We start from the raw sequence: 24314 nt of genomic DNA, 5'->3' as shown, positions 1-24314 counted from the left end.
ACGATGGTACTGCCGGCCCCGCCGGGGTCAACGCCCCGGGTGGCGGCCGAGTCGGCGGTAAAGGGTGCTCCGGCTGATCCCGAGGCTGCGGGCCGCGGCGGCGACGTTGCCGTCGTGGGCCTGCACGGCGGCGCGCATCATCGACTCGTCGCGGGCGCGCAGGCCGGACGAGACGGTGTCCTCCCCGGTCGACGGCGTCGCGAGGTCGTCCGGGAGGTCGTACCGGCGCAGCGGCCTTCCGGGCTCCGCCAGGGCCGCCGCGGTGCGCAGGACGTTGTGCAGCTCGCGCAGGTTGCCCGGCCAGTGATGTTCGCGCAGCGCCTGCATGAACTCCGGCTCCGGTTCCGTGGCGACGTTCTCCGTGGTCAGCATGTGCCGGATCAGGGCCTCGAGGTCGGCGCGCTCGCGCAGCGGCGGCAGGCGCACACGCAGGCCGTTGAGGCGGTAGTAGAGGTCCGCGCGGAATGTACCGTCGGCCACGCACTGTGCGAGGTCCCGGTTCGTGGCCGCGATCAGGGCGAAATCCACCGATTCCTCGTGGCCGCCGCCCACCGGCACGACACGTTGCTCCTGAAGCACGCGGAGAAGCCGGGTCTGCAATGCCTGGGGCATCTCGCCGATCTCGTCGAGGAACAGGGTCCCGCCGTCCGCCTCGTGCACCCGGCCCCGGGCGCCCTCGCGACGGGCGCCGGTGAATGCCCCGGGGGCATACCCGAATAGCTCCGACTCGATCAGCCCATCGGGTATCGCGGCGCAGTTGACCACCACCAGAGGTCCGCCCGCCCTCGGCCCCTGGTGGTGGATACGGTGGGCGAGGTACTCCTTGCCCGTCCCGGTCTCGCCCTCGACGAGTACCGGAATGCCCCGGGCGTGAACCCGCAGGGCACGCGCCTCGCAGGCGGCGACGGCGTCGTCGCCGTGATGCAGCGCGGGCGTGTCTGCTGCGGCACCGGTACCCGGCACCACGGTCCGGCCGGGCTGGTCGCGCTCGCCGCGGACACTCACGCGCGCGTGGACCTGCAGCCCGGAGCGGGTGGTCAGCAGTGTCGTGCCGTGGCTCGCCCGGGCCACCGCGTTGCCCAGCTCCGCGTCGAAAAGGCCATTGAACCCGCCGGCCGCGGTGCCGAGGTGGCCGAGGGCGCTGGCGTTGGCCGCGAGCAGGGCGCCGTCGGGGCCGAACGCGGCGATCCCCTCGCCGAGGGTCCCGAGGAACTCCCGCCGCGGGTGGAAGTGCACGTACACGGCGTCGTCGAACTCGGTCTCGAGCAGGCGGTTCTCCACCATGAGCGCTGCCATGCGCACCAGCCCGAGGGCATGGAGCTGGCGTGTCGGCTGATCACCGGAGACGTCGAACAGCCCGATGGTGCGTCCGTCCGGCGCACGTATCGGCGCGGCCGCGCAGGTCAGGAAGCTGTTGCAGTCCAGGAAGTGTTCGGGGCCATGGACGGATACCGCCCGGGCCTCGGCGAGGGCGGTCCCGATGGCGTTGGTGCCCCTCTCCGATTCCAGCCAGCAGGCGCCCGGGCTGAGCGCCACGCGTTGTGCCCGGCGGTCGAAGCCGGGGTCGCCGTAGCGGTGGAGCAGCACGCCCTCCGCGTCGGCGAGGATCACGGCGCTGTTGGTCCGGGCGATCTGCCGGTGGATGGTCTCGAGCTCGGGGAGGGCCGCCTCTATGAGCCGGCGGTTGCCCGCGTGCCGCTCGCGCAGCTCGCTCTCCGAGTAGCACGCCCCCGGCGGGCGGGCGTCGGTCACCAGGCCGTCGAGACGGCACCGGTGCCAGGACCGGGTTACCGTCTCCGCCAGTACCGGTGCGGCGCCGGCGTCGCCACCCTCGAAGAAACGCCGCCTTGCCTCGCGCAGCGAGGCGGAGTCGTTCGCATGATCCGCCGCCATTGGTATCTCTCCTCCGTCCGGGGGTGTCGCATTCTGCAACGGGTGTCCCGTGGCACCTGTCCCGCCCGCGACACCCGTGGAGCACCCTCCGCCCATGAGCGTGCTACGCCAGCCCCCGCGGCGCAAGGCCCGGGCCGGGCGCGACCGGACTGGCACGTCCGTTGCTCTCCATGGCGGTGCCGCCCTGAGGACGGCCTTTCAACGACAACCAGGAGGAGAGCCGATGCTTTACGCCAAGCCCGGAACAGACGGTGCCCGCGTACACTTCCGAAGCCGTTACGAGAACTTCATAGGCGGCGAGTGGGTGCCGCCCGTCGAAGGGGCCTACTTCGAGAACCCCACCCCCGTGACCGGCGAGGTCTTCTGCGAGGTGGCGCGCTCCGGTCCGGCCGATGTCGAGCGCGCCCTGGATGCCGCCCACGCCGCGCGCCGGGGATGGGCCGACACCCCGGTGGCCGAGCGGGCGCTGGTGCTCAACCGCATCGCCGATCGTATGGAGGAGAACCTCGAGACGCTGGCGGTCGCCGAGACCTGGGATAACGGCAAGCCCGTGCGCGAGGCCCTGGCCGCCGACCTGCCCCTGGCCATCGACCACTTCCGCTACTTCGCCGGCGCCATCCGGGCCCAGGAGGGCGGGATCAGCGAGATCGACGGCAACACCGTCGCCTATCATTTCCACGAGCCCCTGGGCGTGGTCGGCCAGATCATCCCCTGGAACTTCCCGCTGCTGATGGCCATCTGGAAGCTTGCGCCGGCGCTGGCGGCGGGCAACTGTGTGGTCCTCAAGCCCGCCGAGCAGACGCCGGCGAGCATCCTGGTGCTCATGGAGCTGATCGCCGATCTGCTGCCGGCCGGCACGGTCAACGTGGTCAACGGCTTCGGCGTGGAGGCGGGCAAGCCGCTGGCGGCGAGCCCGCGCATCGCCAAGGCGGCGTTCACCGGCGAGACGACCACCGGCCGGCTGATCATGCAGTACGCCTCGGAGAACCTGATCCCGGTCACACTGGAGCTCGGCGGCAAGTCGCCCAACGTGTTCTTCGCGGACTGCTTCGCCGAGGACGACGCCTTCCGCGACAAGAGCCTCGAGGGCTTCGCCATGTTCGCCCTCAACCAGGGCGAGGTCTGCACCTGCCCGTCGCGGGCGCTGGTGCAGCGGCGTTTCTACGACGACTTCATGGAGGCCGCGCTGGAGCGCACCGCGGCCCTGCGCCTGGGCAACCCGCTGGACACCGACACCATGGTCGGCGCCCAGGCCTCCCGCGACCAGTACGAGAAGATCCTCGCGTACGTGGACCTGGGCCGCCAGGAGGGCGCGCGGGTGCTCGCCGGCGGCGGTCCGGCGGAGATGTCCGGCGATCTCGCCGGCGGCTTCTACGTGCAGCCCACGGTCTTCGAGGGCGACAACGCCATGCGCATTTTCCAGGAGGAGATCTTCGGGCCGGTGGTGTCGGTGACCGGCTTCGACGGCATGGACGACGCCCTGAAGATCGCCAACGACACCCTCTACGGCCTGGGCGCCGGTGTGTGGACCCGCACCATGAACACCGCCTACGCCATGGGCCGTGGTATCGAGGCCGGCCGGGTGTGGACCAACTGCTACCACCTCTACCCCGCCCACGCCGCGTTCGGCGGCTACAAGCAGTCCGGCATCGGGCGGGAGAACCACCGGATGATGCTCGATCACTACCAGCAGACCAAGAACCTGCTGGTCAGCTATGACCCCGCCCCGATGGGATTGTTCTGAGTGGCGGGGAACCACACGGAGGAGGAGAAGAAGCCATGAGCAAGACGATGAAGGCCGCGGTGGTCCGCGAGTTCGGCCGGCCGCTGGAGATCGACGAGGTACCGGTGCCCGAGCCCGGTCCCGGAGAGGTCCAGGTCCGCATCCAGGCCTCCGGGGTCTGCCACACGGACCTGCACGCCGCCGAGGGGGACTGGCCGGTCAAGCCGATCCTGCCGCTGATCCCCGGTCACGAGGGTGTGGGTTACGTCTCCGGCGTCGGTCGCGGTGTGACCCACCTGCGCGAGGGCGACCGGGTGGGCGTGCCCTGGCTCTACAACGCCTGCGGGCGCTGCGAGCACTGCATCGGCGGCTGGGAGACCCTGTGCGAATCCCAGCAGAACACCGGCTATTCGGTGCAGGGCGGCTACGGCGAGTACGTGATCGCGGACCCGGACTACGTCGGCGTGCTGCCGGACAAGGTCGGCTTCGCGGAGATCGCCCCCATCCTCTGCGCCGGCGTGACGGTCTACAAGGGCCTCAAGGTCACCGAGACGCGCCCCGGCGACTGGGTGGCCATCTCCGGCATCGGCGGGCTCGGCCACGTGGCGGTGCAGTACGCCCGGGCCATGGGGCTGCACGTGGCCGCCATCGACGTCTCCCCCGAGAAGCTCGCGCTCGCCGAGCGCCTGGGGGCGGAGCTGACCGTCAACGCCGCTGAGGAGGATCCCGGTGAGCGCATCCACTCCGCGGTGGGCGGGGCCCACGGCGCGCTGGTCACGGCGGTCTCGCCCAAGGCCTTCTCGCAGGTGCTTGGGGCGGTGCGCCGCGGCGGCACGGTGGCCCTCAACGGCCTGCCGCCGGGGGACTTCCCGCTGCCGATCTTCGACGTGGTCCTCAACGGCATCACCGTGCGTGGCTCCATCGTCGGCACCCGACTGGACCTCCAGGAGGCCCTCCGGTTCGCTGGCGAGGGGGCGGTGAAGGCCACGGTCAGCACCGCACCGCTGGAGGAGATCAACGCCGTGCTCGACCGCATGCGCGAGGGCCATATCGACGGGCGCGTGGTCCTGGACCTGGCATGAGCGGGACGGGCGAACAGGCCCCGGGGGTGTCGGTCACCCCCGGGGCCGCCGAGCTGATCGAGCGGTTGCGGACCCGACACGGACCGCTGCTGTTCCACCAGTCCGGGGGCTGCTGCGACGGCAGCGCGCCCATGTGCTACCCCCGTGACGAGTTCCGCGTCGGCGAGCGCGACGTCCATCTCGGTGATGTCCACGGCGAGCCGTTCTACATCGGCGGCAGCCAGTACGCGCTGTGGTGTCACACCCACCTGGTGCTGGATGTCGTTCCGGGCCGGGGCAGCGGCTTCTCGCTGGAGGCCCCGGAGGGCGTGCGCTTCATCGTGCGCTCGCAGGTCACCGGCGAGCCGGACCGGACGTAGATCTGTTGGACGGGCCCCATCGGGGCCCTTTTTCAGAGGCACCGCACCTTGCCGGCGGTTTGTTTACGGTCGCAGGCCGTGTGCGGCATCCCGGGGTATGGCTGGATCCCGGGCGTTGTCGTACCGCCTCGGGCAGGTTGGCTGCTCCTGGCAGCCAACGTCCCGATGCCGACGTACCGGAGGGGGGAAGTCGGCTGCCCAGAGCGGCCGACCTACCCGAGCTGTGCCGCAAGTCCGTGTCGGTGCAACGCTACCCGTAAATCAGGTGCCCGGTTCAACCGGTAAAGGGGTCATCGGCTCCTGCCGGAGAGGGCGTGTGCCTGACGCACCGAGCGGAGGCATCGGTCCGTGACCGGGTTGCCCGCTACCTTGCGGTAGGCCTTTTGTGATCGCGTGCACCGTAAACCTTAAAAGTTGAATAAAGGTTTACAGTCCGTGCACAATGGCCCGGCCCATCCATGAAGAAGAAGGCCGACTGCCATGTCCGTACCCGCCACCGGTGACATCCGTCACGACTGGTCCGCCGACGAGGTCCGGGCCCTGTTCGACGCACCGTTCACGGAGCTGCTGTTCGCCGCGCAGCAGGTGCACCGCCGGTACTTCGATCCCGCCCAGGTGGAGCTCGCCTCGCTGGTGTCCGTGAAGACCGGCGCCTGCCCGGAGGACTGCGCCTACTGCCCGCAGAGCGTGCGTTTCCAGACCGACGTCGAGCCCCATGCGCTGATGCCGGTGGCGTCGGTGCGCGAGGCGGCACGCCGCGCTCGCGAGGCCGGCGTGGCGCGGCTGTGCCTGGGCGCGGCCTGGCGCGGGCCGAAGGCCCGGGACATGCCGCGGCTGCGCGAGATGATCGCCGCGGTGCGCGAGCAGGGCCTGGAGGTGTGCCTCTCGGCGGGGCTGCTCAGCGACGGGCAGGCCCGCGAGCTCGCCGATGCCGGGCTGGACTACTACAACCACAACCTCGACACCTCCCCCGAATACTACCCGGAGATCATCACCACCCGCCGCTACGACGAGCGTCTCAGCACCCTGGCGCACGTCCGCGATGCCGGGCTGCGGGTATGCTGCGGTGGGATCGTCGGCCTGGGTGAGGGCGAGACGGACCGCGCGGAGCTGCTGCGCACCCTCGCGAACCTGCCCGCCCACCCGGAGAGCGTGCCCATCAACCAGCTCATCCCGGTGCCGGGTACGCCCATGGCGGAGGCCGGGCCCCCGGACGAGCTGGCCATCGTGCGCACCATCGCCGTGGCGCGCATCCTCATGCCACGGGCCCGGGTGCGGCTGTCGGCGGGGCGGACGCAGATGAGTGACGCCGTGCAGGCGCTGTGCGTGCTCGCCGGGGCGAACTCGCTGTTCTTCGGTGACGTCCTGCTCACCGCGGAGAACCCGGACGAGACCGCGGACCGCGCCCTGCTGGCCCGGCTGGGGCTGGAGGCGGAGGCTCCGCAGCGCGAACCGGCCCTGGCCGGCGGGGAGGGTTGAGCGATGGCGTACCTGGTGTTCGTGACCGTCGTCTGGGCCTTCTCCTTCTCGCTGATCGGGGTCTATCTCGCCGGCCAGGTGGACAGCTACTTCGCGGTGCTCGTACGCATCGGCCTGGCAACGCTGGTGTTTGCGCCGATGCTGCGCCCGGGACGGCTGCCGGGGCGGCTCGTCCTTGCGCTGATGGGCGTCGGGGCGGTGCAGCTCGGGGCCATGTACGTGTTCTTCTACCAGTCGTTCCTGCTGCTCAGCGTCCCCGAGGTGCTGCTGTTCACCATCTTCACGCCGCTGTACATCTCGCTGCTCGATGACGCCCTCAAGGGCCGGGTCAATCCCGGCGCGCTGGCCGGTGCGGCGCTCGCCGTGGCGGGTGCCGCGGTGATCCGCTACCAGGGCGTGTCGAGCGATATCTGGGCGGGCTTCCTGGTGGTCCAGGGCGCGAACCTGTGCTTCGCCGCCGGCCAGATCGCCTACCGCCGCATCGCCGGCGAGGTCGAGGCCGCCGTCCCGCAGCTCCAGGCGTTCGGGTGGTTCTACGTGGGCGCGCTGTGCGTGGGCGTGCCGGCGTTCCTGATCTTCGGCGATGCCTCGTCGCTGCCGACGACCCCGGTGCAGTGGGGCGTGCTCCTGTGGCTGGGGCTGGTGGCCTCGGGGCTGGGGTATTTCCTCTGGAACAAGGGCGCGGCGCTCACCGACGCGGGCAGCCTCGCGGTGATGAACAACGCCCTGATCCCGGCGGGTCTGCTCGTGAATGTGCTCATCTGGAACCGCGATGCGGACCTCGGGCGTCTGGCCCTGGGCGGGGCGCTGATGGGGCTCGCGCTGTGGGTGAATCACCTGCTGCGACCGCGCGGCGCGACCGCCGCCGCGGTGCCCGCCGCCGGCGAGTAGGCGCGTCAAGGCAGCGCCGCCGCCACCGCCGGTGGCAACGGCACGTCACAGGCGGCCTCCGCGGCGACCTCGCCGACGATCACCAGCGCCGGGCGCTCGTCGCGCACGGGCGGCAGGCCGTCGGCGAGGGTCGTGCGATACACCGACTGGTCGGCGCGGGTGCCGCCGTGGATTACCGCCACCGGCAGCCCCCGTCCCAGCCCGGCGTCGAGCAGCGCCCGGCGCAGACGCGGCCACTGGCGGGTGGCCATGTAGCAGACCAGGGTGCGTCCCGGTCCGGCCAGTGCCCGCCAGTCCTGGGCCGGCAGGTCGCCGTCGCGGCCGTGGCCGGTGATGAACGTGACCGCCGACGCCCGTCCCCGCTGGGTCAGCGGGATGCCCGTCGCCGCGGCGCAGCCCAGGGCGGCGGTCACGCCCGGCACCACCTCGCAGGGCACCCCAGCGGCCCGGCACGCCGCCAGCTCCTCGCCGCCGCGGCCGAACACGAACGGATCGCCGCCCTTGAGGCGCACCACGTGGCGCCCGGCCCGGGCGTGCTCGACGAGCAGTGCGCAGATCGCCGGCTGCGCCAGGGTGTGGCGGGCGCAGCGTTTGCCGGCGTCGATCACCCGGGCATGTTCCGGGGCCATCGCCAGGATGCGGTGGTCGATGAGGCGGTCGTGGACGATCACGTCGGCGGCGGCAAGGGTCCGGGCCGCACGGATCGTGAGCAGGTCCGGGTCGCCGGGTCCGCAGCCCACCAGCGAGACGCAGCCGCCCTCCGGGACGGGTCGATACGGGGTCATGGTCGCCTCCATCAGCCGGTCACCGCAGAGGGCCGGCCGGCGAGCACGGCGAAGCGCGCGGTGCCGTCCAGGGGACCGGCCTCGAACAGGTTGGTCAGCCAGTAGCGCTCGGGCAGCCCCTCCTCGTCGGGGGTCGCGTAGACGCAGGCGTGCAGGCTGCCGTCGCTGCCGATCAGCGCCGCGCGGTAACGCCCGGCGCGGGGATCGGCGTATTCCAGCCAGTCACCGTCGGTGCCGTCGTCGAGCAGTGTCCGCGCCCAGGCATGCCAGTCCGCCGGGACCTCGCCGTGGGCGAGCTCGTAGCGCTCGTGTCCCCGGCCGGGCACGCGGGTCCAGCAGTCCAGGGCGGTGACGTCCAGGCGCCCGCGGGCGACGGCGACGCCCTGCCAGGCCGTGGCCAGGGCGGTGACGCGCACCGGTGTGTGCTTGAACTCCGGTTCCCCGGAGCGGGGACACACCGCCGGGTTGACCAGGGCCCCGGCGCGGCCGCCGCTGGCGAACTGCTCGCTCCAGTGCATGGGCAGAAACACGGCCCCCGGTGCCTGCTCCGGGGTGATCTCCACGCGCACCACGGTGGTGCCCCAGGCGCTCTCCACCCGGGCCAGACCGCCGGTGGCGAGGCCGAGCGCGGCCGCGTCGGCGGGACTCACCGCCAGCCGCGGTTCCGGCGTGTGGCCACACAGGCGGGGTGCACGGGCGGAGCGGGTGAGGGTGTGCCAGTGATCGCGCACCCGCCCGGAGTTGAGGCTTAGCGGGTAGTCGGCGTCCGTCGCGTGGGCCGGCGCCCGGGGCTCGACGGCCTGCAGGCGGGCCCGGCCGTCGGCGGTGGGGAAGCCCCCGTCGGCGAACAGGCGCGGGTGTTCGGCACCGCCGGCGGCGGGCAGCGGCCACTGTCGGGGGGCGAGGGCGTCGTAGCCGGCACGGTCCAGGCCGGCGAGGCCGCCGATGTCGAACGCACGCGGCGCGCCGTCGAGGGCGGAGAGCCGCGCATGCTCGTCGAAGATCTCGTGGGGGCCCGCGTAGTCGAAGCCGGTGTAGCCCATGCGCCGGGCGACCGCGGCGATCATCCACCAGTCCGGCCGTGCCTCGCCCGGGGCGTCGCGGAAGGGGCGCTGGCGGGAGATGCGGCGCTCGGAGTTGGTTACCGTGCCGTCCTTCTCGCCCCAGGCGGCGGCGGGCAGGAGGACGTCCGCCCAGGCCGCGGTGTCGGTCTCGCGGGTCATGTCCGAGACCACCACCAGCTCGCAGCGGTGCAGTGCCTCGCGCACGCGCTCGGTATCCGGCAGGCTCACTGCCGGGTTGGTGGCCATGATCCATACCGCACGCACCCGCCCGGCGTGAATCGCCTCGAACAGATCCACGGCCTTGAGTCCCGGTTCGCCGGCGATGGCGGGGCTGCCCCAGAACGCCTGCACCGCGGCCGCGGCGTCGAAGCCGCGGTGCCCCGCCAGGGTGCTCGCGAGCCCGCCGACCTCGCGCCCGCCCATGGCGTTGGGCTGACCGGTGAGCGAGAACGGGCCGGCCCCGGGACGGCCCACGCGGCCGGTGGCGAGGTGGCAGTTGAGGATGGCGCCGGCCTTGTCGGTGCCGCTGCTGGACTGGTTCACCCCCTGGGAGAACAGGGTCAGCGTGCGTGGCGTGGCGGCGAACCAGTCGAAGAACCGGGCGACGTCCGCCTCCACCAGCCCGCAGGCCCGGGCCACCTCGGTGGTGTCCGGCGCGCTGCGCCGGGCGGCGGCGACGGCGGCGTCCAGTCCCCCGGTATGGGCCTCGACCCAGTCGCGGTCGATTGCGCCGGTGCGCGCAAGGTGGGCGAGCAGGCCGTTGAACAGCCACGCGTCCGTGCCCGGGCGGATGGCCAGGTGCAGGTCGGCCTCCCGCGCCGTTGCGGTCGTCCGCGGGTCGATGACCACCATGCGCCGCTGCGGGTCGGCCTCGCGCGCGTCGCGCAGGCGGCGGTAGAGCACCGGGTGGCACCAGGCGGCGTTGCTGCCGACGAGCACGGCGAGGTCGGCCTGGTCCAGGTCCGTGTAGTCGCCGGGCACCACGTCCTCGCCGAAGGCGCGTTCATGGGCGGCCACCGCGGAGGACATGCACAGCCGCGAGTTGGTGTCGATGTTGGCCGTGCCGATATAGCCCTTCATGAGCTTGTTGGCGAGGTAGTAGTCCTCGGTGAGGAGCTGGCCGGAGGCGTAGATCGCCACCGCCTCCGGGCCGTGGGTGTCGATCACCCGGCGGAATCCGTCGGCGACCTCGTCCAGGGCGCGGAACCAGCTCACCCGGCGACCGCGGATCTCCGGGTGGCGCAGCCGGCCCCCGTCGCCCACGGTCTCGCCCAGGTTCGCGCCCTTGGCGCAGAGGCGGCCGTGGTTGGCCGGATGGTCCGGGTCGCCGCGCACGTGCACGCCCCGCGGGCCGGGCTCGGCGATCACGCCGCAGCCGACCCCGCAGTAGGGGCAGGTGGTGCGGACCGCCGTGCTCATGACGCCTCCGGGGTCAGCCGCAGGTGGATGGTGCCGCCCTCCACGGTCACCGGGTAGCGGGGCGTGCTGCCCTCGTCCGGCGCCCGGGCCCGGCCGGTGGCGAGCTCGATGCACCAGTCGTGCAGCGGGCAGTAGACCGCCGCGCCGGAGACGATGCCCTGGGACAGCGGCCCGCCCTGGTGCGGACAGTGGTCGGCGACGGCGAAGACGGCGTCGTCGGCGGTGCGGAATACCGCCACCGGGCCGTCGGGCGTCTCCACCGTGCGGGCCCCGCGGCGGGGAATGGCGTCTAGGGGGCCGATCGCGACCCACTCGCCGGTATCGACGGCTGCTGACATGCTCGTGTCTCCTCTGTGGTACGGGCGTTCAGCCCGTCGCCCGGAGGGCGCGGAACTCCGGGTCCGGGGCGCTGGCGTCGGAGCGGGGTGCCCACGGGTCCACCTGGGTGTGCCGCTGGGACTCCAGGAAGCGCTCGTGGGCCTGGCGCCGGCCGTCGGCGTCGTCGACGACCCGTGAGCGGACGTAGTCGAGGCCCACGCGGTCGATCCAGTGGGCGGTCCGCTCCAGGTAACGCGCCTCCTCGCGGTAGATCTGCAGGAAGGCCGCGGCGTGTTCGAGCACCGCTTCGTGGCCGGTGACCCGGCAGAGGACCTCGGCGGCGCGCAGCTTCGTGCCGCCGTTGCCGCCGACCACCAGCTCCCAGCCGCTGTCGTTGGCGATCACGCCGAAGTCCTTGATGGTGGACTCGGCGCAGTTACGCGGGCAGCCGGAGACCGCCATCTTCACCTTGTGCGGGGTCCAGGAGCCGGCGGCCATGCGTTCGAGCTCGATGCCCATGGTGGTGGAGTCCTGGGTGCCGAAGCGGCACCACTCCCGGCCCACGCAGGTCTTCACGGTGCGCAGCGCCTTGCCGTAGGCATGGCCGGACTCCAGGCCCGCGCGCTCGCGCAGCTCGCGCCAGACCGCGGGCAGGTCGGCCTTCTTCACCCCCAGCAGGTCGATGCGCTGGCCGCCGGTGACCTTCACGGTCGGCACCTCGAACTTCTCGGCGACGTCCGCGATGGCGCGCAGCTCCTGCGGGTTGGTGATGCCGCCGTACATCCGCGGGACCACGGAGTAGGTGCCGTCCTTCTGGATGTTGGCGTGGGCGCGCTCGTTGATGAACCGCGACTGCGCGTCGTCCCGGGCCTCGGCCGGGAAGGTGCTGATGCAGTAGTAGTTGAGCGCCGGCCGGCACTTGGAGCAGCCGTCCGGTTCCTGCCAGCCCAGGGCCTCGCGGACCGCCGCGGGGGAGGTGAGGTGGCGCTCGCGGATGGCCTCGCGGACCTCGTCGTGGGAGAGTGCCGTGCACTCGCACAGGGTCGGCTTGTCCTCGGTCACCGCGTCGGCGCCGGCGGCGAGGGCGACGATGTCGCCGACCAGGGACTTGCACGAGCCGCAGGAGGTGCCGGCCTTGGTGGCCTTCATCACCGCAGCCGGGCTGGTCAGCCCGTCGTCGCGGACCGCGGCGACGATGGCGCCCTTGCATACCCCGTTGCAGTCGCAGACCTGTTCGTCGTCGCCCATCAGTGCGGCGCGTCCGCCGGCGCTATCGCCGCCGCCCTCGGCGTGGGCGCGGCCGAAGATCAGCCGCTCGCGGATCTCCGAGATGTCCTCGCCGCGTTTGATCAGGTCGAAGTACCACGGGCCGTCGTCGGTGTCGCCGTACAGCACGGCGCCCTGCAGGCGGTCGTCACGGACGACGAGCTTGCGGTAGACGCCGCGCCGCGGGTCCTGGAGGACGATGTCCTCGGTGTCCTCGCCGCCCTCGTAGTCGCCGGCGGAGAACAGATCGATGCCGGTCACCTTGAGCTGGGTCGAGACCACCGAGCCCTCGTAGCGTCCGATCTGGTGCTGGGCCAGGTGATTGGCGCAGACCCGGGCCTGCTCCCAGATCGGCGCGACCAGTCCGTACGTGGCCTTGCGGTGCTCGACGCACTCGCCGACCGCGTAGATGCGCGGATCGAAGGTCTGCATGGTGTCGTGCACCACCACGCCGCGCTCGCAGTGCAGGCCGGCGTCCCGGGCCAGGGCCGTGTTGGGGCGGATGCCGGCGGCCATCACCACCAGGTCCGCCCGGACCTCGGTGCCGTCCTCGAAGCGCACCCCGCTTACCCGTCGGCGTCCGAGGATGCGCTCGGTGACCGCCTCCATGCGGAAGTCCAGGCCGCGCTCGATGAGCGTGTCCCGGAGCAGTCCCGAGGCGGGGCGGTCGAGCTGGCGCTCCATGAGGCTGTCGGCGATGTGCACCACGGTGACGGACATGCCCTGTTTCATCAGGCCGTTGGCCGCCTCCAGCCCCAGCAGGCCACCGCCGATGACCACCGCGTGGCGGTGGCGGCGGGCGGCCTCCAGCATGGTTTCCACATCGCCGATGTCGCGGAAGCTGACCACACCGGGGAGGTCGTTGCCGGGCACCGGCAGCACGAACGGGGTCGAGCCGGTGGCGAGCAGCAGCCGGTCGTAGGGCGTCTCCCGGCCGCTGGCGGAAACGATCCGCCGTCGCCCGCGCTCGATGCGCTCGACCGGATCGCCGGTATGCAGGGTGATGCCGTTGTCGGCGTACCACTCGCGGTCGTTGAGCACGATGTCCGAGAGGGTTTTCTCGCCGGCGAGCACCGGCGAGAGCATGATGCGGTTGTAGTTCACGTGGGGCTCGGCACCGAAGACGGTGATCTCGTAGCGGCTGTCGTCGAGCTTGAGCAGCTCTTCCACCGTGCGGATGCCGGCCATGCCGTTGCCGATGACGACGAGTCGTTCACTCATGACGGAACCTCGTTCAGTGGGGCGGCGGTAGTGCCGCCGCCCCGTTGCCGTGTCTGCGATGGGGTTCAGGCGGTGGCGGGGGCGACGGACTCGTCGCCCGCGGCGGCGGCGCTGAAGGCGCGGTCCTCCTCCGCCAGGGTCTCCGGCGAGAAGCGCACGGCGAAGGCGAAGAACGAGCACGCGAGCACCGCGATGCCCAGGTAGAGCAGTCCCTGGCCGTAGGTCAGGCCCTCGGTGCGGAAGAGAAAGCCGGCGGCCACCGCACCGGCGTTGCCGCCGGCGCCGACGATGCCCGAGACGGCCCCGAGCGCCTTCTTGTGCATGAACGGCACCAGCCCGTAGGTGGCGCCCTCGGACATCTGGGTGAACAGGCTGAACACCACCAGGGTCGCCACCGCGGCGGCGAGCACCGCCATCTGCGAGAAGGCGATCAGTGCCAGGCCCTCGCAGAACAGTGCGATGAACAGCCACCGCACCCGCCCGCGCAGGCCCGCGGCACGGGCGAAGCGGTCGGAGAAGATGCCGCCGAGGGTCCGGGCGAAGATGTTCATCAGCCCGAACAGTCCGGCGATGAAGCCGGCCGTGGCGAGGCCGAGCTCGAAGTTGTCGAAGAAGTACAGTGCGGCGATGTTGTTGATGGTCAGCTCCACGCCGAAGCAGGCGGCGTAGACCACGAACAGCGCCCACACCCGCGGATCCCGTGCGGCGACCAGGAAGCTGCCGCTGGCGCTGTGCTCGTTGCGGGCCTCGGGGATCAGCCCCCGGGCACGAAGCTCGCGGTAGTCGCCGTCCGGGGCGTCCTGGGTGAAGCGGTAGTAGGCGAGGCCCATGACGAAGAGCACCACGCCGGGCAGCACCATCGCCGCGCGCCAGCCCACCGCCTCGCTGACACCGAACATCAGCACCGCGGAGAAGACCAGCGGCATGACGATCTGGGTGGTGCCGCCGCCGAGGTTGCCCCACCCGGCGGTGGTAGCGTTGGCCGTGCCCACCACGTTGGGCGCGAACATCACCGAGGTGTGGTACTGGGTGATGACGAACGACGCACCGATGGCGCCGATGGCAAGTCGCGCGAGCAGGAAACTCTCGTAGCTGTCCGCCAGGCCGATGGCCATGACCGGCAGCGAGCCCAGGCACAGCAGCCAGGCGTAGGTGCGCCGCGGCCCGAACTTGTCGCACAGCGGGCCGATGAGCAGCCGCACCAGCACGGTGATGGCGACCGACGCGATGATGGTGGAACCGACCTGGGATTTGGTGAGGTTCAGGTCGTCGCGCACCACCGCCATCAGCGGGGCGATGCCGAACCACCCGAAGAAACACAGGTGGAAGGCCAGCCAGGTGAGATGGAAGGTCCGTGTCTGCACGGACCGGAGGTCGAAGAGATTGATCTTCGTTGCCTTGTTACGCAGCTCCATGACGCTACCCCGGTTGTTCGGTACGAATGACGGACGATCGGCCCCTCGCCGTTGAAGGGCGTTGATCGACGCACTCGTACCCACCGTCAGGCAGGCCTGGTCCACGTCGCCCTGAAGGTTGCAACGGTCGTGCCACTTATGTAAGTAATTGTTTTTTGGTTTTTTGTTAGGAATTGCCCCATCTGACGTACCGGGGTGACGCTTCGTCGTGGTGCAATGTTGCACTGCAGCGGGGCAGATCCGGGTGCTGCCGGGTCATGTCGCGCAGTGCCGGCGGGCCGTGGCCGGCGCCACACCGCGGGGTGCGGGTCCCCCGGCCAATGTGGCATGACAGTTGCTGGTTTCAGGGCATGGACTATCCGCTGTCACGGGGCAGGCAATGGCCGCACGCATCCTGCTCATAGACACCAAGGACAGACGTTCGCGGGCGCTGGAACAGGCGCTCACCGACGCGGGCTTCGAGGTCGTGGCGAGCGTGGACGAGCGCGACGACCTCTACGCGCGCATGACCGAGCTCGCCCCGGACGCCGTGATCGTCGACGCCGAGCTGCCCAGCCGGGACACCCTGGAGCACCTCGCCCAGCTCGGCCGGCGCTTCCCGCGCCCCATCGTCATGCTCGCCGATCAGGACGACCCGCAGGTCAGCCTGGAGGCGGCGCGGGCCGGGGTCAGCGCCTACGTGGTCGACGGCCTGGCCCCGGCGACCGTACGCTCGCTGGTGAACGTCGCCATCGCGCACTTCCAGGCCCATGACGCGTTGCGCTCGGAGCTCGGGCGGGTGCAGCAGAGCCTGGAGCAGCGCAAGGCGGTGGACCGCGCCAAATGCCTGCTCATGGAGCGCCAGGGCATCGGCGAGGAGGCCGCCTACCAGCGCCTGCGCAAGATGGCCATGGACCGGCGCCTCAGTCTCTACGAGCTGGCCTGCGAGCTGCTCGGGTAAGCGACGGCGAAGGGAGGACCACGATGTCATCAGGATCAGGGCAAACGGGGGCCGGCGCCCCGCCGGAGAAGCGGGAGCTGCGCCTCGGGATCATTCCGCTGAGCGACTGCGCGCCGCTGGTCGTGGCGCGGGAGATGGGCTTCTTCGCCGAGCAGGGGCTGGACGTGACCATCACCCGCGAGGCCTCATGGGCGAACGTGCGGGACAAGGTCCAGCTCGGTGCCCTGGACGGCGCGCAGATGCTCGGCCCCATGCCCCTGGCCGGCACGCTCGGTGTGGTGAGCCCGCGCAAGCCCATGGTCACGGCCCTGACCCTGAACCTCAACGGCAACGCGGTGACCGTCTCCCGCCGCCTCTACGAGCGTCTCTGCCATACCGACCCGGAGGCGATGGCGCGGCGGCCGATCACCGCCCACGCCCTGCGCCGGGTGATCGAGGCGGACCGGCGGCAGGGGGCGGGGCCGCTGACCTTCGCGACGGTGTTCCCGGTCTCCGGTCACACCTACCAGCTCCGCTACTGGCTGGCCTCGGCGGGGATCGACCCGGACCGGGACGTGCGCCTGATCGTGATCCCGCCGCAGTTCGTCGCCGCCAACCTGGAGGAGGGCCGCATCGACGGCTTCTGCGCCGGCGAGCCGTGGAACGGCTTCGCCGTCGCCCGCGGCGTGGGCTGCAGCCTAATCTCGAGCTACGAGATCTGGAACAACGGTCCCGAGAAGGTCTTCGCGGTGACCGAGGACTGGGCGCAGCGCCATCCCGCCACCCACCGCGCGGTCCTGAGGGCGCTGCTCCACGCCTGCCGCTGGCTGGACGCGGACGGCGCCAACCGCCGCAGCGCCGCCCGGCTGCTCGCACGTCCGGAGTACGTGGGCGTCGACGAGGACGTCCTCGCCGCGACCCTCGGCGGCGAGTTCCGCGATGGCATCGCCGCGCGGCCGCGCAGGATCCCGGACTTCACCGTGTTCTCGCGTTACGCGGCGAACTTCCCGTGGCGCTCCCACGGGCTGTGGTTCGCCATGCAGATGGAACGCTGGGGACAGCTCGACATGGATGCCGCCGTCGACGAGGCGGTGGCACGGACGTACCGCCCGGACCTCTACCGCGAGGCGGCCGCGGACCTTGGCCTGCCCGCCCCGCAGGCGGACTGGAAAGAGGAGGGCGTCCACGCCGGGGGTTGGCAGCTGGAGACGGCGACGGCACCGATCCCCATGGGCGCGGACCGCTTCTTCGACGGGGCGCATTTCGACCCGAAGGACCCGGCCGCGTGCCTGCGCGGCCCCGGCGTCGGCGCGGACGGGGTCTGAGTTCGGGGGGCACCGCTTGGGGCTCCCGGCAGTCCATTATCAGGGAGCGGCTGGAGCAAATACACTCCGGCCAGGGCGGTCACACGAGCCCCAAATGCCCACAGGGCATACGTGCCGGGCGCCTCGTCACACGCGTTGCGTTCCCGCATGCGGGAAGGCCTCGGCATCTCCGGAATCGGCATCGCAGGCAGCCCCGCCCTTTGCCCCGCGTAGCCGGTTCCCCAGGAGTAGTCGAGTTACCCGGTGGGACGACGTCCGCGCCAAGCCGCCGTCTGTGGGAGGGTTCGTTGCCATGTTGTTGCGCCGTGCCCGTCTGTCGCCAGGGACATGTCGTGGCTGTTTGGTTTACAATATTCAAATTGGAAGCATAGTTTTGTAAACCGGGGGCGACCATGATCGGTGACCGGATCAAGCAGGCACGTCATGCGGCCGGGCTGTCGCAACGCGCTCTGGCCGAGCGCGCACAGATTTCCGCTATGGCCGTGTCGAAATACGAGAACGGCAAGGCGACGCCGTCCTCGACAGTCTTGCTGTCCCTGGCAGACGCGCTGAACGTGCGTGTCGAGTACTTCCTGCGGCCGGAACACGTCGAGCTGGAGATGCAGGGGTACCGCAAGCATCACACGGCCCCCAATCGGTTGCTGGACCGCATCAAGGCGGACGTCAAGGAGAAGCTCGAGCGCTTTCTGGAGCTGGAAGCGGTCCTTCCCGTGCTTCCAGTCGGCGAGTTCCGGGTCCCGCGGGCACTGGCAGACCGGATCGATACGTACGTGGATGTCGAGCGCGCGGCCGCGGACTTACGCGAGGCCTGGGGACTCGGCGTTAACCCCATTCCGGAGCTGATCGACACCTGCGAGGAACACGGCATTCGTGTTTTCCGCACGTCGATACCGCACGACGAGCATTTCGACGGCCTCGCGGCCCTGGTGCGGGGCAATCCGGTGATTATTCTGGGCGAAGATTGGCCTGGCGACCGTCAGCGCTTCACGTTGGCACACGAGCTCGGTCACTTGGTGCTTGAAGGCCGGCTGGCAAAGGATCTGGACATGGAGCTGGCCGCCAACCGGTTCGCCGGGGCGTTCCTGGTGCCGGAGCAGGCCGCACGGCGAGCCCTGGGCGACAAGCGGCATTGGCTTGAGCCGCGGGAGCTGTGGCTGCTCAAACAGGAGTACGGTCTGAGCATGGCCGGGTGGCTGCACCGCGCCCGGGACCTGGGCATCATCCCGGATCAGACTTACAAGCGCCTGCGCCAGGAATTCAAGGCACGCGGATGGCTCAAAAAGGAACCCTTCGGCGACTACCCGGGCGAGCAGCCGCGCGTCTTCGAGCAGCTTGTCTACCGCGCCCTGGCGGAAGACCTGATCGGCGAGTCCAAGGCCGCGGAGCTCATGGGCAAGCCGCTCATGCAGTTCCATTCGGAGTGTACCGCCTGATCGGCGTGCCATGCTGCAGCTCCGCTTGTCGGCACGGCAACGCGTGCCCGAGAATGGTCAGCAAACAGTAGCCGCCGCGAACATGGAACGTGTTCCAGCGTCAAACGCTGACTGACACCGGGGCGAACCGGAATCACGCCAATGGCACAGGCCCACATCACACCGCAGATGCTCGGCTGGGCGCGTGAACGCGCGGGACTGAGCGTGTCCGCGCTCGCGCGGAAGCTGCACGTCAAGGACGACAAGGTCGAGGCCTGGGAGGAAGGTGATAGGCGCCCGACCTTCCGCCAGGCACAGAACCTTGCGCGGCACACCCATGTGCCGTTCGGCTACCTGTTTCTGCGCGAACCGCCTCAGGAAGAACTTCCCATACCGGACCTGCGGACAGTGGGTGATCACAAACCCCAAGGGATCAGCGCAGACCTGCGGGACACCCTACGGGAAGTCATACAGCGCCAGCTCTGGTATCGGGAATATCAACAGGACCGGGATGCCGACCCGGTGGCCGTGGTCGCTTCCATGGGCAGCGGAGCAGCCGTGGACGAGGTTGTGCGCGACATGCGCGATCACCTGGGTGTTCCGGCGCACCCGGAACGCGGCACCTGGGAAGAATACTTCCGCAGCCTGGTGGAGCGCATTGAATCCCTGGGCATCATGGTGATGCGCAACAGCATGGTCGGGACCAACACCAGCCGTCCGCTGGATGTCGGCGAGTTCCGCGGCTTTGCAATTGCGGACCGCTACGCACCGGTCATCTTCGTCAATACCGCGGACTGCGAGGAAGCCCGGCTGTTCACGCTGATCCATGAGCTGGCGCATATCTGGCTCGGCGAGTCCGGCATCTCCGACGGTGAGCCCGCGACGCCGCACCGGGCCGAGAAGCTCTGCAATGCCGTCGCCGCCGAGTTCCTCGTGCCGGAAGTGGAGTTCCGGCCGTTATGGGAGCCCGATCAGGAATGGCGTCAGAACCTGCCGGCGCTGGCCGCCCGATTCCACGTTAGCCAGTGGGTGATCGCCCGGCGCGCACGGGAGCTGAACCTGATCTCGGAGGATGAGTACCGTGCCTATGTGCAGCAGAAGCTGGCGGAGCGCCGTGACGGCAATCGCCAGGGTCAGCCGAGCTTCCATCGTCTGCAGCGCGCCAGAATCAGCACGCGCTTTGCCCAGGCGGTCGCCAGTGAAGCACTCAGCGGCCGGCTGCTGCTACGCGATGCCCACCGGCTCACCGGTATACGGCCCCACAAGCTCGCCGACTTCGCGAGGAGGGAGCTGGGGCTGTGAGTTTTTCGTATCTGCTGGACGCCAACACCTATATACAGGCCAAGAACTTTCACTACCGCATGCACATCGTGCCCGGCTTCTGGGACTGGCTCGATCTGCACTTCCACAATGGTGCAGTCGGCAGTTTCCGCCCTGTGCGCGACGAGCTGGAGGCCGGCAAGGACCAACTCTCAGACTGGGTCAAAGAGCGGCGCGATGTCTTTGTGCCGGTCGACGACGAAGCCACCCAGACGGCGTTTGCCGACATCGCCAACTTCGTCATGACCCACGATGTGTTCGCAGAGCCGCACACGACTACGTTTCTGGACGGTGCGGACCCATGGCTGATAGCAAAGGCAATAGCCTGTGGCGCCGAGGTCATTACGCAGGAAACCAGGGTTGCGGCGAACAGCAAGAAGGTGAAGGTCCCGAACCTCTGCGAGGTCTACCGCGTCCCGTACCGCAACACATACGACCTCATGGATTTGCTGGAAGCACGGCTGGTTCTCGATAGGTAGCGAGGTGATGGGCTATCCGGGATGATGTGGCTCGCGTCCAGTAGCTCACGATAGCGGAGACGGCACAGCGCACAGCGCTCCCGGTAGGCGCTCAGCACTGGCTCGCGGAAACTGCGCTGGTGCAGTCGTCGCTGTATGGTCGCCGTGATGTACCGTCGGCGCGGTTCCTCCGGTTCGTCCCGTATCTCCCGGTCGGCGCCCCGCGCGAGCGAGTCCGTGATCGTGTCCTGGGCGTCCGCCATGACGGTGAAAGTGAGCTTGTCAGGATTGTCGCCCACGACAAAGACCGGCCAGACGGCGAGGTAACGGCCCGGAATCAGTCCGAAGAGATAGATCAGAGGTGTCCGCCGGTGCATGGCTTCCCGCAGCCCCCGGTTGTCACGGTGATTCAGATCGGTGCCGTGGTAGCGGCAGAGCAGGCGATGCTCGTCGCCGAACGTATCCTCGTACGGGCCGTCAGGTGCCGTCGTGATCGTCAGCGGGATCTCCGGAAGGACCCTGGGCTTGAAGATGCCGGCCGGCCCAACCAGTGGCACGCGCTGGCCGTGCCACTCGAAGCCCTGGGAGGGTAGACCTCGGGGCAGAACGTCCCCGTGTCGAGCGGTCTGGGCCTCGAGCCAATCGAAGGCCGCCCTTCGCACGAGAGCATCTTGTCGGTTGGGATCCGGCGTCGCCATGGCGGCCATGGTTACCGCACTGCGGCAAAGTTAGGGATGCGCGTGCCGCTGGAACGGGTGACGTGAAGCTCCCGCCAATCAGCGACTACGGCCTAAGTGAAATGATCACCATCCCGACACCGTATCTCGATCCGAAGCGGCCGGTCAGGTTCCAACCTGTTGAAGGTGATACCAGACCTTTGTGGTCTCGTGCCCTTGGTCCAGGCCCTGTTGCTCTGCATATTTCGTGGCTGCAAGGCTTTATCTCCCACACCCTGTAAGACTTGGGACCGAACCGGCTGAGGGCGCTCTTATCTAACGCCTTGAACTCTGTCAGGCCGAGGCTGGAATGAGCATAACTTCATGGGCGGAAACGTAGTTACGTTCCTCCGCCAGTTGCTGAATTTGCTCTGAGGCGGAGACGGCACTACCGGTCAGAAGAAGCTATACGGACATCGCGCAAAACCAAGGTGCGAATGCTCCGACGACGGGATCAATCGCCATTGGAGTGGCGATTGCCGTCCTCGCGCAGTGGACCAATCCGACGTTGGACACGCTGCCCCGGTGGTCGTCCCAATGGCTGCTATCGTACGTTGGACGGCAAAATCACGTTTCTAAGCATTAGTTCCAAATCCATACGGTGGTACGCACTCGGAATATGAAGAAGATTTTCGTCAGCTCCGTCGTCCAAGGCTTCGAGGATTATCGGCGAGCGAGCCGCGGCGCCATTGGCCTCATGGAGCACCGGCCGATCATGTGCGAGGATTTCGCCGCACGTCCCTATTCATCGCAACAGGCGTGCATCAGGGAGGTGGAAGACTCCGACGTCTACGTGCTCCTGCTAGGCGAGCGGTTCGGCTTTGAGGCCGAGCCAGGCGTCTCGGTGACTCAGCAGGAATTCCGCGCCGCCCGTGATCTGGGTAAACCAGTATTGGCCTTCGTTCAAGAAGGCGTTGAGATGGAACCGGCTCAACAGGCGTTTCGGGAGGAAGTCGAAGACTTCCATCAGGGTTTCTTCCGCACTGCTTTTCATACACCGGAGCAGCTGAAGGACCAGTTGATAAAGGCGCTAAGACAATTGGAGGCTGCAGACCACGCGGCGCCAAAGAGTCAGTTCGAGGAAATAGCAAATCACGCCCTTAGGCGCGTCATTACTGAAGACGACCATCCTGTCTTGGCGGTCGTGTTCTGGCCGCAGCCGGTGCGAGACGTCGATATCGTCCGTGAAGAGTCTCGGCTTGACCGTGTCTTCTCACAGATGTGCGAAGCATCTCTAGCGCAAATGCGCGAAGGCTATGAGCCGCTGACCGATCGGGACTATACCGGCCTGGTCTCTGGGAAGAGCTACTATTATCGGTTTGAGGATGGATTGGTCGTCCTGCTGTTCAGTCCCACCATAGAGCGAGAAGGATGGTTCTTCAGTTCCTACTTCGCTGCGCCATCAAGAATCCGGCAACTGTGTTCGGGTGCAGTCGGATTCGCCGACGCGAACAGCGTATGGTCAGGTGTCGGGCTCTACAACGTTGCGAACGTTCGAGTCGAGGAGCCGCCAGCCGAGAACACCTCTGGCATGGCCATGAAGATGTTCGGCAAGGAAGAAGCTTTCGTGGCTCGTCGACTAATGCCGTTGACAGAAGCCGGCTATCGGGAATGGGTAGAGCAAGCAATCGGACGACTACAACGATACCTTCGTTGAACCGAAGCGCACGGTCAGTAGTAGCTTGTTTGCTCGAAGCAACCCGTAATCGTCCGGGAGGCATGGCGGCGGTGGGGAGCGGGCGGTGTTTGTCGCTGCTTCGCGATGAACCAAAGAAAAAGGGCGCGGCCGATGCCGCGCCCTCTCTGGCTCGTGAGCAGCCGCTACGGGATCAGTAGCGGTAGTGCTCCGGCTTGTACGGCCCCTCCTTGGAGACGCCGATGTAGGCCGCCTGCTCGTTGCTGAGCTCGGTGAGATCGGCTCCGATCTTCTCCAGGTGCAGCCGGGCGACCTCCTCGTCGAGGTGCTTCGGCAGGATGTACACCTCCTTCTCGTACTCGCCCTTGTTGGCGTGCAGCGCCATCTGCGCGAGCACCTGGTTGGAGAAGCTGTTGGACATCACGAAGCTCGGGTGGCCCGTGCCGCAGCCCAGGTTCACCAGCCGGCCCTGGGCGAGCAGGATGATCTTCTTGCCGTCGGGGAAGACGATATGGTCGACCTGCGGCTTGATCTCGTCCCACTCGTACTGCTGGAGGGAGGCCACGTCGATCTCGTTGTCGAAGTGCCCGATGTTGCACACGATGGCCTCGTTCTTCATGGCCTTCATGTGCTCGTGGGTGATGACCTGGTAGTTGCCGGTGGCGGTGACGAAGATGTCCGCCTTGTCCGCGGCGTAGTCCATGGTCACCACGCGGAAGCCCTCCATCGCGGCCTGCAGCGCGCAGATGGGGTCGATCTCGGTGACCCAGACCTGGGCGCCGAGGCCCTTGAGGCTCTGCGCGGAGCCCTTGCCGACGTCACCGTAGCCGGCGACCACGGCGGTCTTGCCGGCGACCATCACGTCGGTGGCGCGCTTGATGCCGTCGGCCAGCGACTCGCGGCAACCATAGAGGTTGTCGAACTTGGACTTGGTCACCGAGTCGTTCACGTTGATCGCCGGGAAGGGCAGGCCCTCGTCACGGGCGATCTGATAGAGACGGTTGACGCCGGTGGTGGTCTCCTCACTGACCCCGCGGATCTGCTCCTTGATGCGGGTGTAGAAGCCCGGGCGCTCCTCGAGCCGCTTCTTGATCGCGGGGAAGAGGGCGCGCTCCTCCTCGTTGCTCGGGTTGTCGAGGATGGAGGGGTCCTGCTCGGCCTTGGCGCCGACCATGACCACGCCGGTCGCGTCGCCACCGTCGTCCAGGATCAGGTTCGGACCGTCCTCGTTCGGCCAGTCCAGGATTCGGTGGGTGAACTCCCAGTACTCTTCCATGCTCTCGCCCTTGTAGGCGAACACCGGGATGCCCTGGTCGGCGATGGCCGCGGCGGCATGGTCCTGGGTGGAGTAGATGTTGCAGGAGGCCCAGCGGACCTCGGCACCCAGCTCGACCAGTGTCTCGATGAGCACGGCGGTCTGGATGGTCATGTGCAGGGAGCCGGCGATCTTCGCGCCCTTGAGGGGCTTTTCCTTGCCGTACTTCTCCTGCAGCGCCATGAGACCGGGCATCTCGGTCTCGGCGATAGCGATCTCCTTGCGACCCCAGTCGGCAAGGGCGAGATCGGCAACGTGGTGGTCGGTGCGGGTGTTGTCCACGACTGCGTTCATGGTT

The 24314-nt window shown here is 69.0% G+C and carries 19 protein-coding genes; 11 read left to right on the top strand and 8 right to left on the bottom strand.

What is annotated here, in order from left to right; all coding sequences use genetic code 11:
- Positions 1-27: 27 nt before the first annotated feature.
- Positions 28-1893, bottom strand: coding sequence for a sigma-54-dependent Fis family transcriptional regulator (locus tag ACEZHJ_RS16330; protein ID WP_375036712.1), 1866 nt, complete (start codon positions 1891-1893; stop codon positions 28-30).
- 223 nt (positions 1894-2116) lie between these two features.
- On the opposite strand from ACEZHJ_RS16330, the gene ACEZHJ_RS16325 reads away from it, so the two are divergent.
- From ACEZHJ_RS16325 to ACEZHJ_RS16305, 5 genes are all read left to right on the top strand, one after another.
- Positions 2117-3637 (top strand): aldehyde dehydrogenase family protein, encoded by a 1521-nt coding sequence (locus ACEZHJ_RS16325; RefSeq protein ID WP_259199901.1) that lies wholly within the window; start codon positions 2117-2119, stop codon positions 3635-3637.
- A 35-nt stretch (positions 3638-3672) separates the two neighbouring features.
- Positions 3673-4698: an alcohol dehydrogenase AdhP gene (gene adhP, locus ACEZHJ_RS16320; RefSeq protein ID WP_163143438.1), complete on the top strand. Its 1026-nt coding sequence runs from the start codon at positions 3673-3675 to the stop codon at positions 4696-4698.
- On the top strand, positions 4695-5057 hold the full coding sequence (locus ACEZHJ_RS16315) for a DUF779 domain-containing protein (protein ID WP_163143284.1): 363 nt from the start codon (positions 4695-4697) through the stop codon (positions 5055-5057). The genes adhP and ACEZHJ_RS16315 overlap by 4 nt, the downstream gene beginning before the upstream one ends.
- A gap of 480 nt (positions 5058-5537) precedes the next feature.
- On the top strand, positions 5538-6536 hold the full coding sequence (gene bioB, locus ACEZHJ_RS16310; protein WP_259199894.1) for a biotin synthase BioB: 999 nt from the start codon (positions 5538-5540) through the stop codon (positions 6534-6536).
- A 3-nt stretch (positions 6537-6539) separates the two neighbouring features.
- Entirely contained in the window at positions 6540-7427 is an 888-nt protein-coding gene (locus tag ACEZHJ_RS16305; RefSeq protein ID WP_259199893.1) for an EamA family transporter, read from the top strand.
- Positions 7428-7432: 5 nt separating this feature from the next.
- Here ACEZHJ_RS16305 and cobA read toward each other — a convergent pair whose 3' ends face one another.
- The 5 genes from cobA to ACEZHJ_RS16280 form a co-directional block, all read right to left on the bottom strand.
- Positions 7433-8212 (bottom strand): uroporphyrinogen-III C-methyltransferase, encoded by a 780-nt coding sequence (cobA, locus tag ACEZHJ_RS16300; RefSeq protein ID WP_240466332.1) that lies wholly within the window; start codon positions 8210-8212, stop codon positions 7433-7435.
- 11 nt (positions 8213-8223) lie between these two features.
- Positions 8224-10695 (bottom strand): molybdopterin oxidoreductase family protein, encoded by a 2472-nt coding sequence (locus ACEZHJ_RS16295; RefSeq protein WP_375036711.1) that lies wholly within the window; start codon positions 10693-10695, stop codon positions 8224-8226.
- Entirely contained in the window at positions 10692-11033 is a 342-nt protein-coding gene (gene nirD / locus ACEZHJ_RS16290) for a nitrite reductase small subunit NirD (RefSeq protein ID WP_163143031.1), read from the bottom strand. The genes ACEZHJ_RS16295 and nirD overlap by 4 nt, the downstream gene beginning before the upstream one ends.
- 28 nt (positions 11034-11061) lie before the next feature.
- Entirely contained in the window at positions 11062-13500 is a 2439-nt protein-coding gene (nirB, locus tag ACEZHJ_RS16285) for a nitrite reductase large subunit NirB (RefSeq protein WP_375036710.1), read from the bottom strand.
- Between the two features lie 65 nt (positions 13501-13565).
- Positions 13566-14915 (bottom strand): MFS transporter, encoded by a 1350-nt coding sequence (locus ACEZHJ_RS16280; RefSeq protein ID WP_259199878.1) that lies wholly within the window; start codon positions 14913-14915, stop codon positions 13566-13568.
- A gap of 379 nt (positions 14916-15294) precedes the next feature.
- Here ACEZHJ_RS16280 and ACEZHJ_RS16275 point away from each other — a divergent pair, with 379 nt between their 5' ends.
- The 5 genes from ACEZHJ_RS16275 to ACEZHJ_RS16255 all read left to right on the top strand — a co-directional run bounded on the left by ACEZHJ_RS16275 (position 15295) and on the right by ACEZHJ_RS16255 (position 20370).
- Complete coding sequence (locus tag ACEZHJ_RS16275) at positions 15295-15855, top strand: ANTAR domain-containing response regulator (RefSeq protein ID WP_375036709.1); 561 nt, start codon at positions 15295-15297, stop codon at positions 15853-15855.
- Between the two features lie 23 nt (positions 15856-15878).
- On the top strand, positions 15879-17159 hold the full coding sequence (locus tag ACEZHJ_RS16270) for a CmpA/NrtA family ABC transporter substrate-binding protein (RefSeq protein WP_375036708.1): 1281 nt from the start codon (positions 15879-15881) through the stop codon (positions 17157-17159).
- A 392-nt stretch (positions 17160-17551) separates the two neighbouring features.
- On the top strand, positions 17552-18592 hold the full coding sequence (locus ACEZHJ_RS16265) for a helix-turn-helix domain-containing protein (RefSeq protein WP_375036707.1): 1041 nt from the start codon (positions 17552-17554) through the stop codon (positions 18590-18592).
- A 141-nt stretch (positions 18593-18733) separates the two neighbouring features.
- On the top strand, positions 18734-19873 hold the full coding sequence (locus ACEZHJ_RS16260) for an XRE family transcriptional regulator (protein ID WP_163140281.1): 1140 nt from the start codon (positions 18734-18736) through the stop codon (positions 19871-19873).
- The gene (locus ACEZHJ_RS16255) at positions 19870-20370 is read left to right on the top strand and encodes a DUF4411 family protein (protein ID WP_163140279.1); all 501 of its coding nucleotides are present in this window, start codon (positions 19870-19872) and stop codon (positions 20368-20370) included. The genes ACEZHJ_RS16260 and ACEZHJ_RS16255 overlap by 4 nt, the downstream gene beginning before the upstream one ends.
- Here the strand turns inward: ACEZHJ_RS16255 and ACEZHJ_RS16250 are convergent.
- Entirely contained in the window at positions 20298-21056 is a 759-nt protein-coding gene (locus ACEZHJ_RS16250; RefSeq protein WP_375036706.1) for a hypothetical protein, read from the bottom strand. The genes ACEZHJ_RS16255 and ACEZHJ_RS16250 overlap by 73 nt on opposite strands.
- A 628-nt stretch (positions 21057-21684) precedes the next feature.
- Between ACEZHJ_RS16250 and ACEZHJ_RS16245 the strand changes: the two genes are divergently transcribed.
- The gene (locus ACEZHJ_RS16245) at positions 21685-22722 is read left to right on the top strand and encodes a DUF4062 domain-containing protein (RefSeq protein ID WP_163140275.1); all 1038 of its coding nucleotides are present in this window, start codon (positions 21685-21687) and stop codon (positions 22720-22722) included.
- Positions 22723-22894: 172 nt separating this feature from the next.
- Here the strand turns inward: ACEZHJ_RS16245 and ahcY are convergent, their stop codons facing one another.
- Positions 22895-24310 (bottom strand): adenosylhomocysteinase, encoded by a 1416-nt coding sequence (gene ahcY / locus ACEZHJ_RS16240; RefSeq protein WP_018716473.1) that lies wholly within the window; start codon positions 24308-24310, stop codon positions 22895-22897.
- Positions 24311-24314: the final 4 nt, after the last annotated feature.

This window comes from Arhodomonas sp. KWT2, from assembly GCF_041949875.1.
GTDB classification, from domain to species: Bacteria; Pseudomonadota; Gammaproteobacteria; order Nitrococcales; family Nitrococcaceae; genus Arhodomonas; species Arhodomonas aquaeolei.
This window is presented reverse-complemented; position numbering and strand designations above follow the sequence as displayed.

Excerpts from the sequence above, each read along its gene's own strand:
- ACEZHJ_RS16265 (WP_375036707.1), top strand. The coding sequence starts at position 17,552 with ATGATCGGTGACCGGATCAAGCAGGCACGTCATGCGGCCGGGCTGTCG.
- ACEZHJ_RS16250 (WP_375036706.1), bottom strand. The coding sequence starts at position 21,056 with ATGGCCGCCATGGCGACGCCGGATCCCAACCGACAAGATGCTCTCGTG.
- adhP (WP_163143438.1), top strand. The coding sequence starts at position 3,673 with ATGAGCAAGACGATGAAGGCCGCGGTGGTCCGCGAGTTCGGCCGGCCG.
- ACEZHJ_RS16280 (WP_259199878.1), bottom strand. The coding sequence starts at position 14,915 with ATGGAGCTGCGTAACAAGGCAACGAAGATCAATCTCTTCGACCTCCGG.
- ACEZHJ_RS16305 (WP_259199893.1), top strand. The coding sequence starts at position 6,540 with ATGGCGTACCTGGTGTTCGTGACCGTCGTCTGGGCCTTCTCCTTCTCG.
- cobA (WP_240466332.1), bottom strand. The coding sequence starts at position 8,212 with ATGACCCCGTATCGACCCGTCCCGGAGGGCGGCTGCGTCTCGCTGGTG.
- ACEZHJ_RS16270 (WP_375036708.1), top strand. The coding sequence starts at position 15,879 with ATGTCATCAGGATCAGGGCAAACGGGGGCCGGCGCCCCGCCGGAGAAG.
- ACEZHJ_RS16275 (WP_375036709.1), top strand. The coding sequence starts at position 15,295 with ATGGCCGCACGCATCCTGCTCATAGACACCAAGGACAGACGTTCGCGG.
- ahcY (WP_018716473.1), bottom strand. The coding sequence starts at position 24,310 with ATGAACGCAGTCGTGGACAACACCCGCACCGACCACCACGTTGCCGAT.
- bioB (WP_259199894.1), top strand. The coding sequence starts at position 5,538 with ATGTCCGTACCCGCCACCGGTGACATCCGTCACGACTGGTCCGCCGAC.
- ACEZHJ_RS16325 (WP_259199901.1), top strand. The coding sequence starts at position 2,117 with ATGCTTTACGCCAAGCCCGGAACAGACGGTGCCCGCGTACACTTCCGA.
- ACEZHJ_RS16260 (WP_163140281.1), top strand. The coding sequence starts at position 18,734 with ATGGCACAGGCCCACATCACACCGCAGATGCTCGGCTGGGCGCGTGAA.
- nirB (WP_375036710.1), bottom strand. The coding sequence starts at position 13,500 with ATGAGTGAACGACTCGTCGTCATCGGCAACGGCATGGCCGGCATCCGC.
- ACEZHJ_RS16245 (WP_163140275.1), top strand. The coding sequence starts at position 21,685 with ATGAAGAAGATTTTCGTCAGCTCCGTCGTCCAAGGCTTCGAGGATTAT.
- ACEZHJ_RS16315 (WP_163143284.1), top strand. The coding sequence starts at position 4,695 with ATGAGCGGGACGGGCGAACAGGCCCCGGGGGTGTCGGTCACCCCCGGG.
- ACEZHJ_RS16330 (WP_375036712.1), bottom strand. The coding sequence starts at position 1,893 with ATGGCGGCGGATCATGCGAACGACTCCGCCTCGCTGCGCGAGGCAAGG.
- nirD (WP_163143031.1), bottom strand. The coding sequence starts at position 11,033 with ATGTCAGCAGCCGTCGATACCGGCGAGTGGGTCGCGATCGGCCCCCTA.
- ACEZHJ_RS16295 (WP_375036711.1), bottom strand. The coding sequence starts at position 10,695 with ATGAGCACGGCGGTCCGCACCACCTGCCCCTACTGCGGGGTCGGCTGC.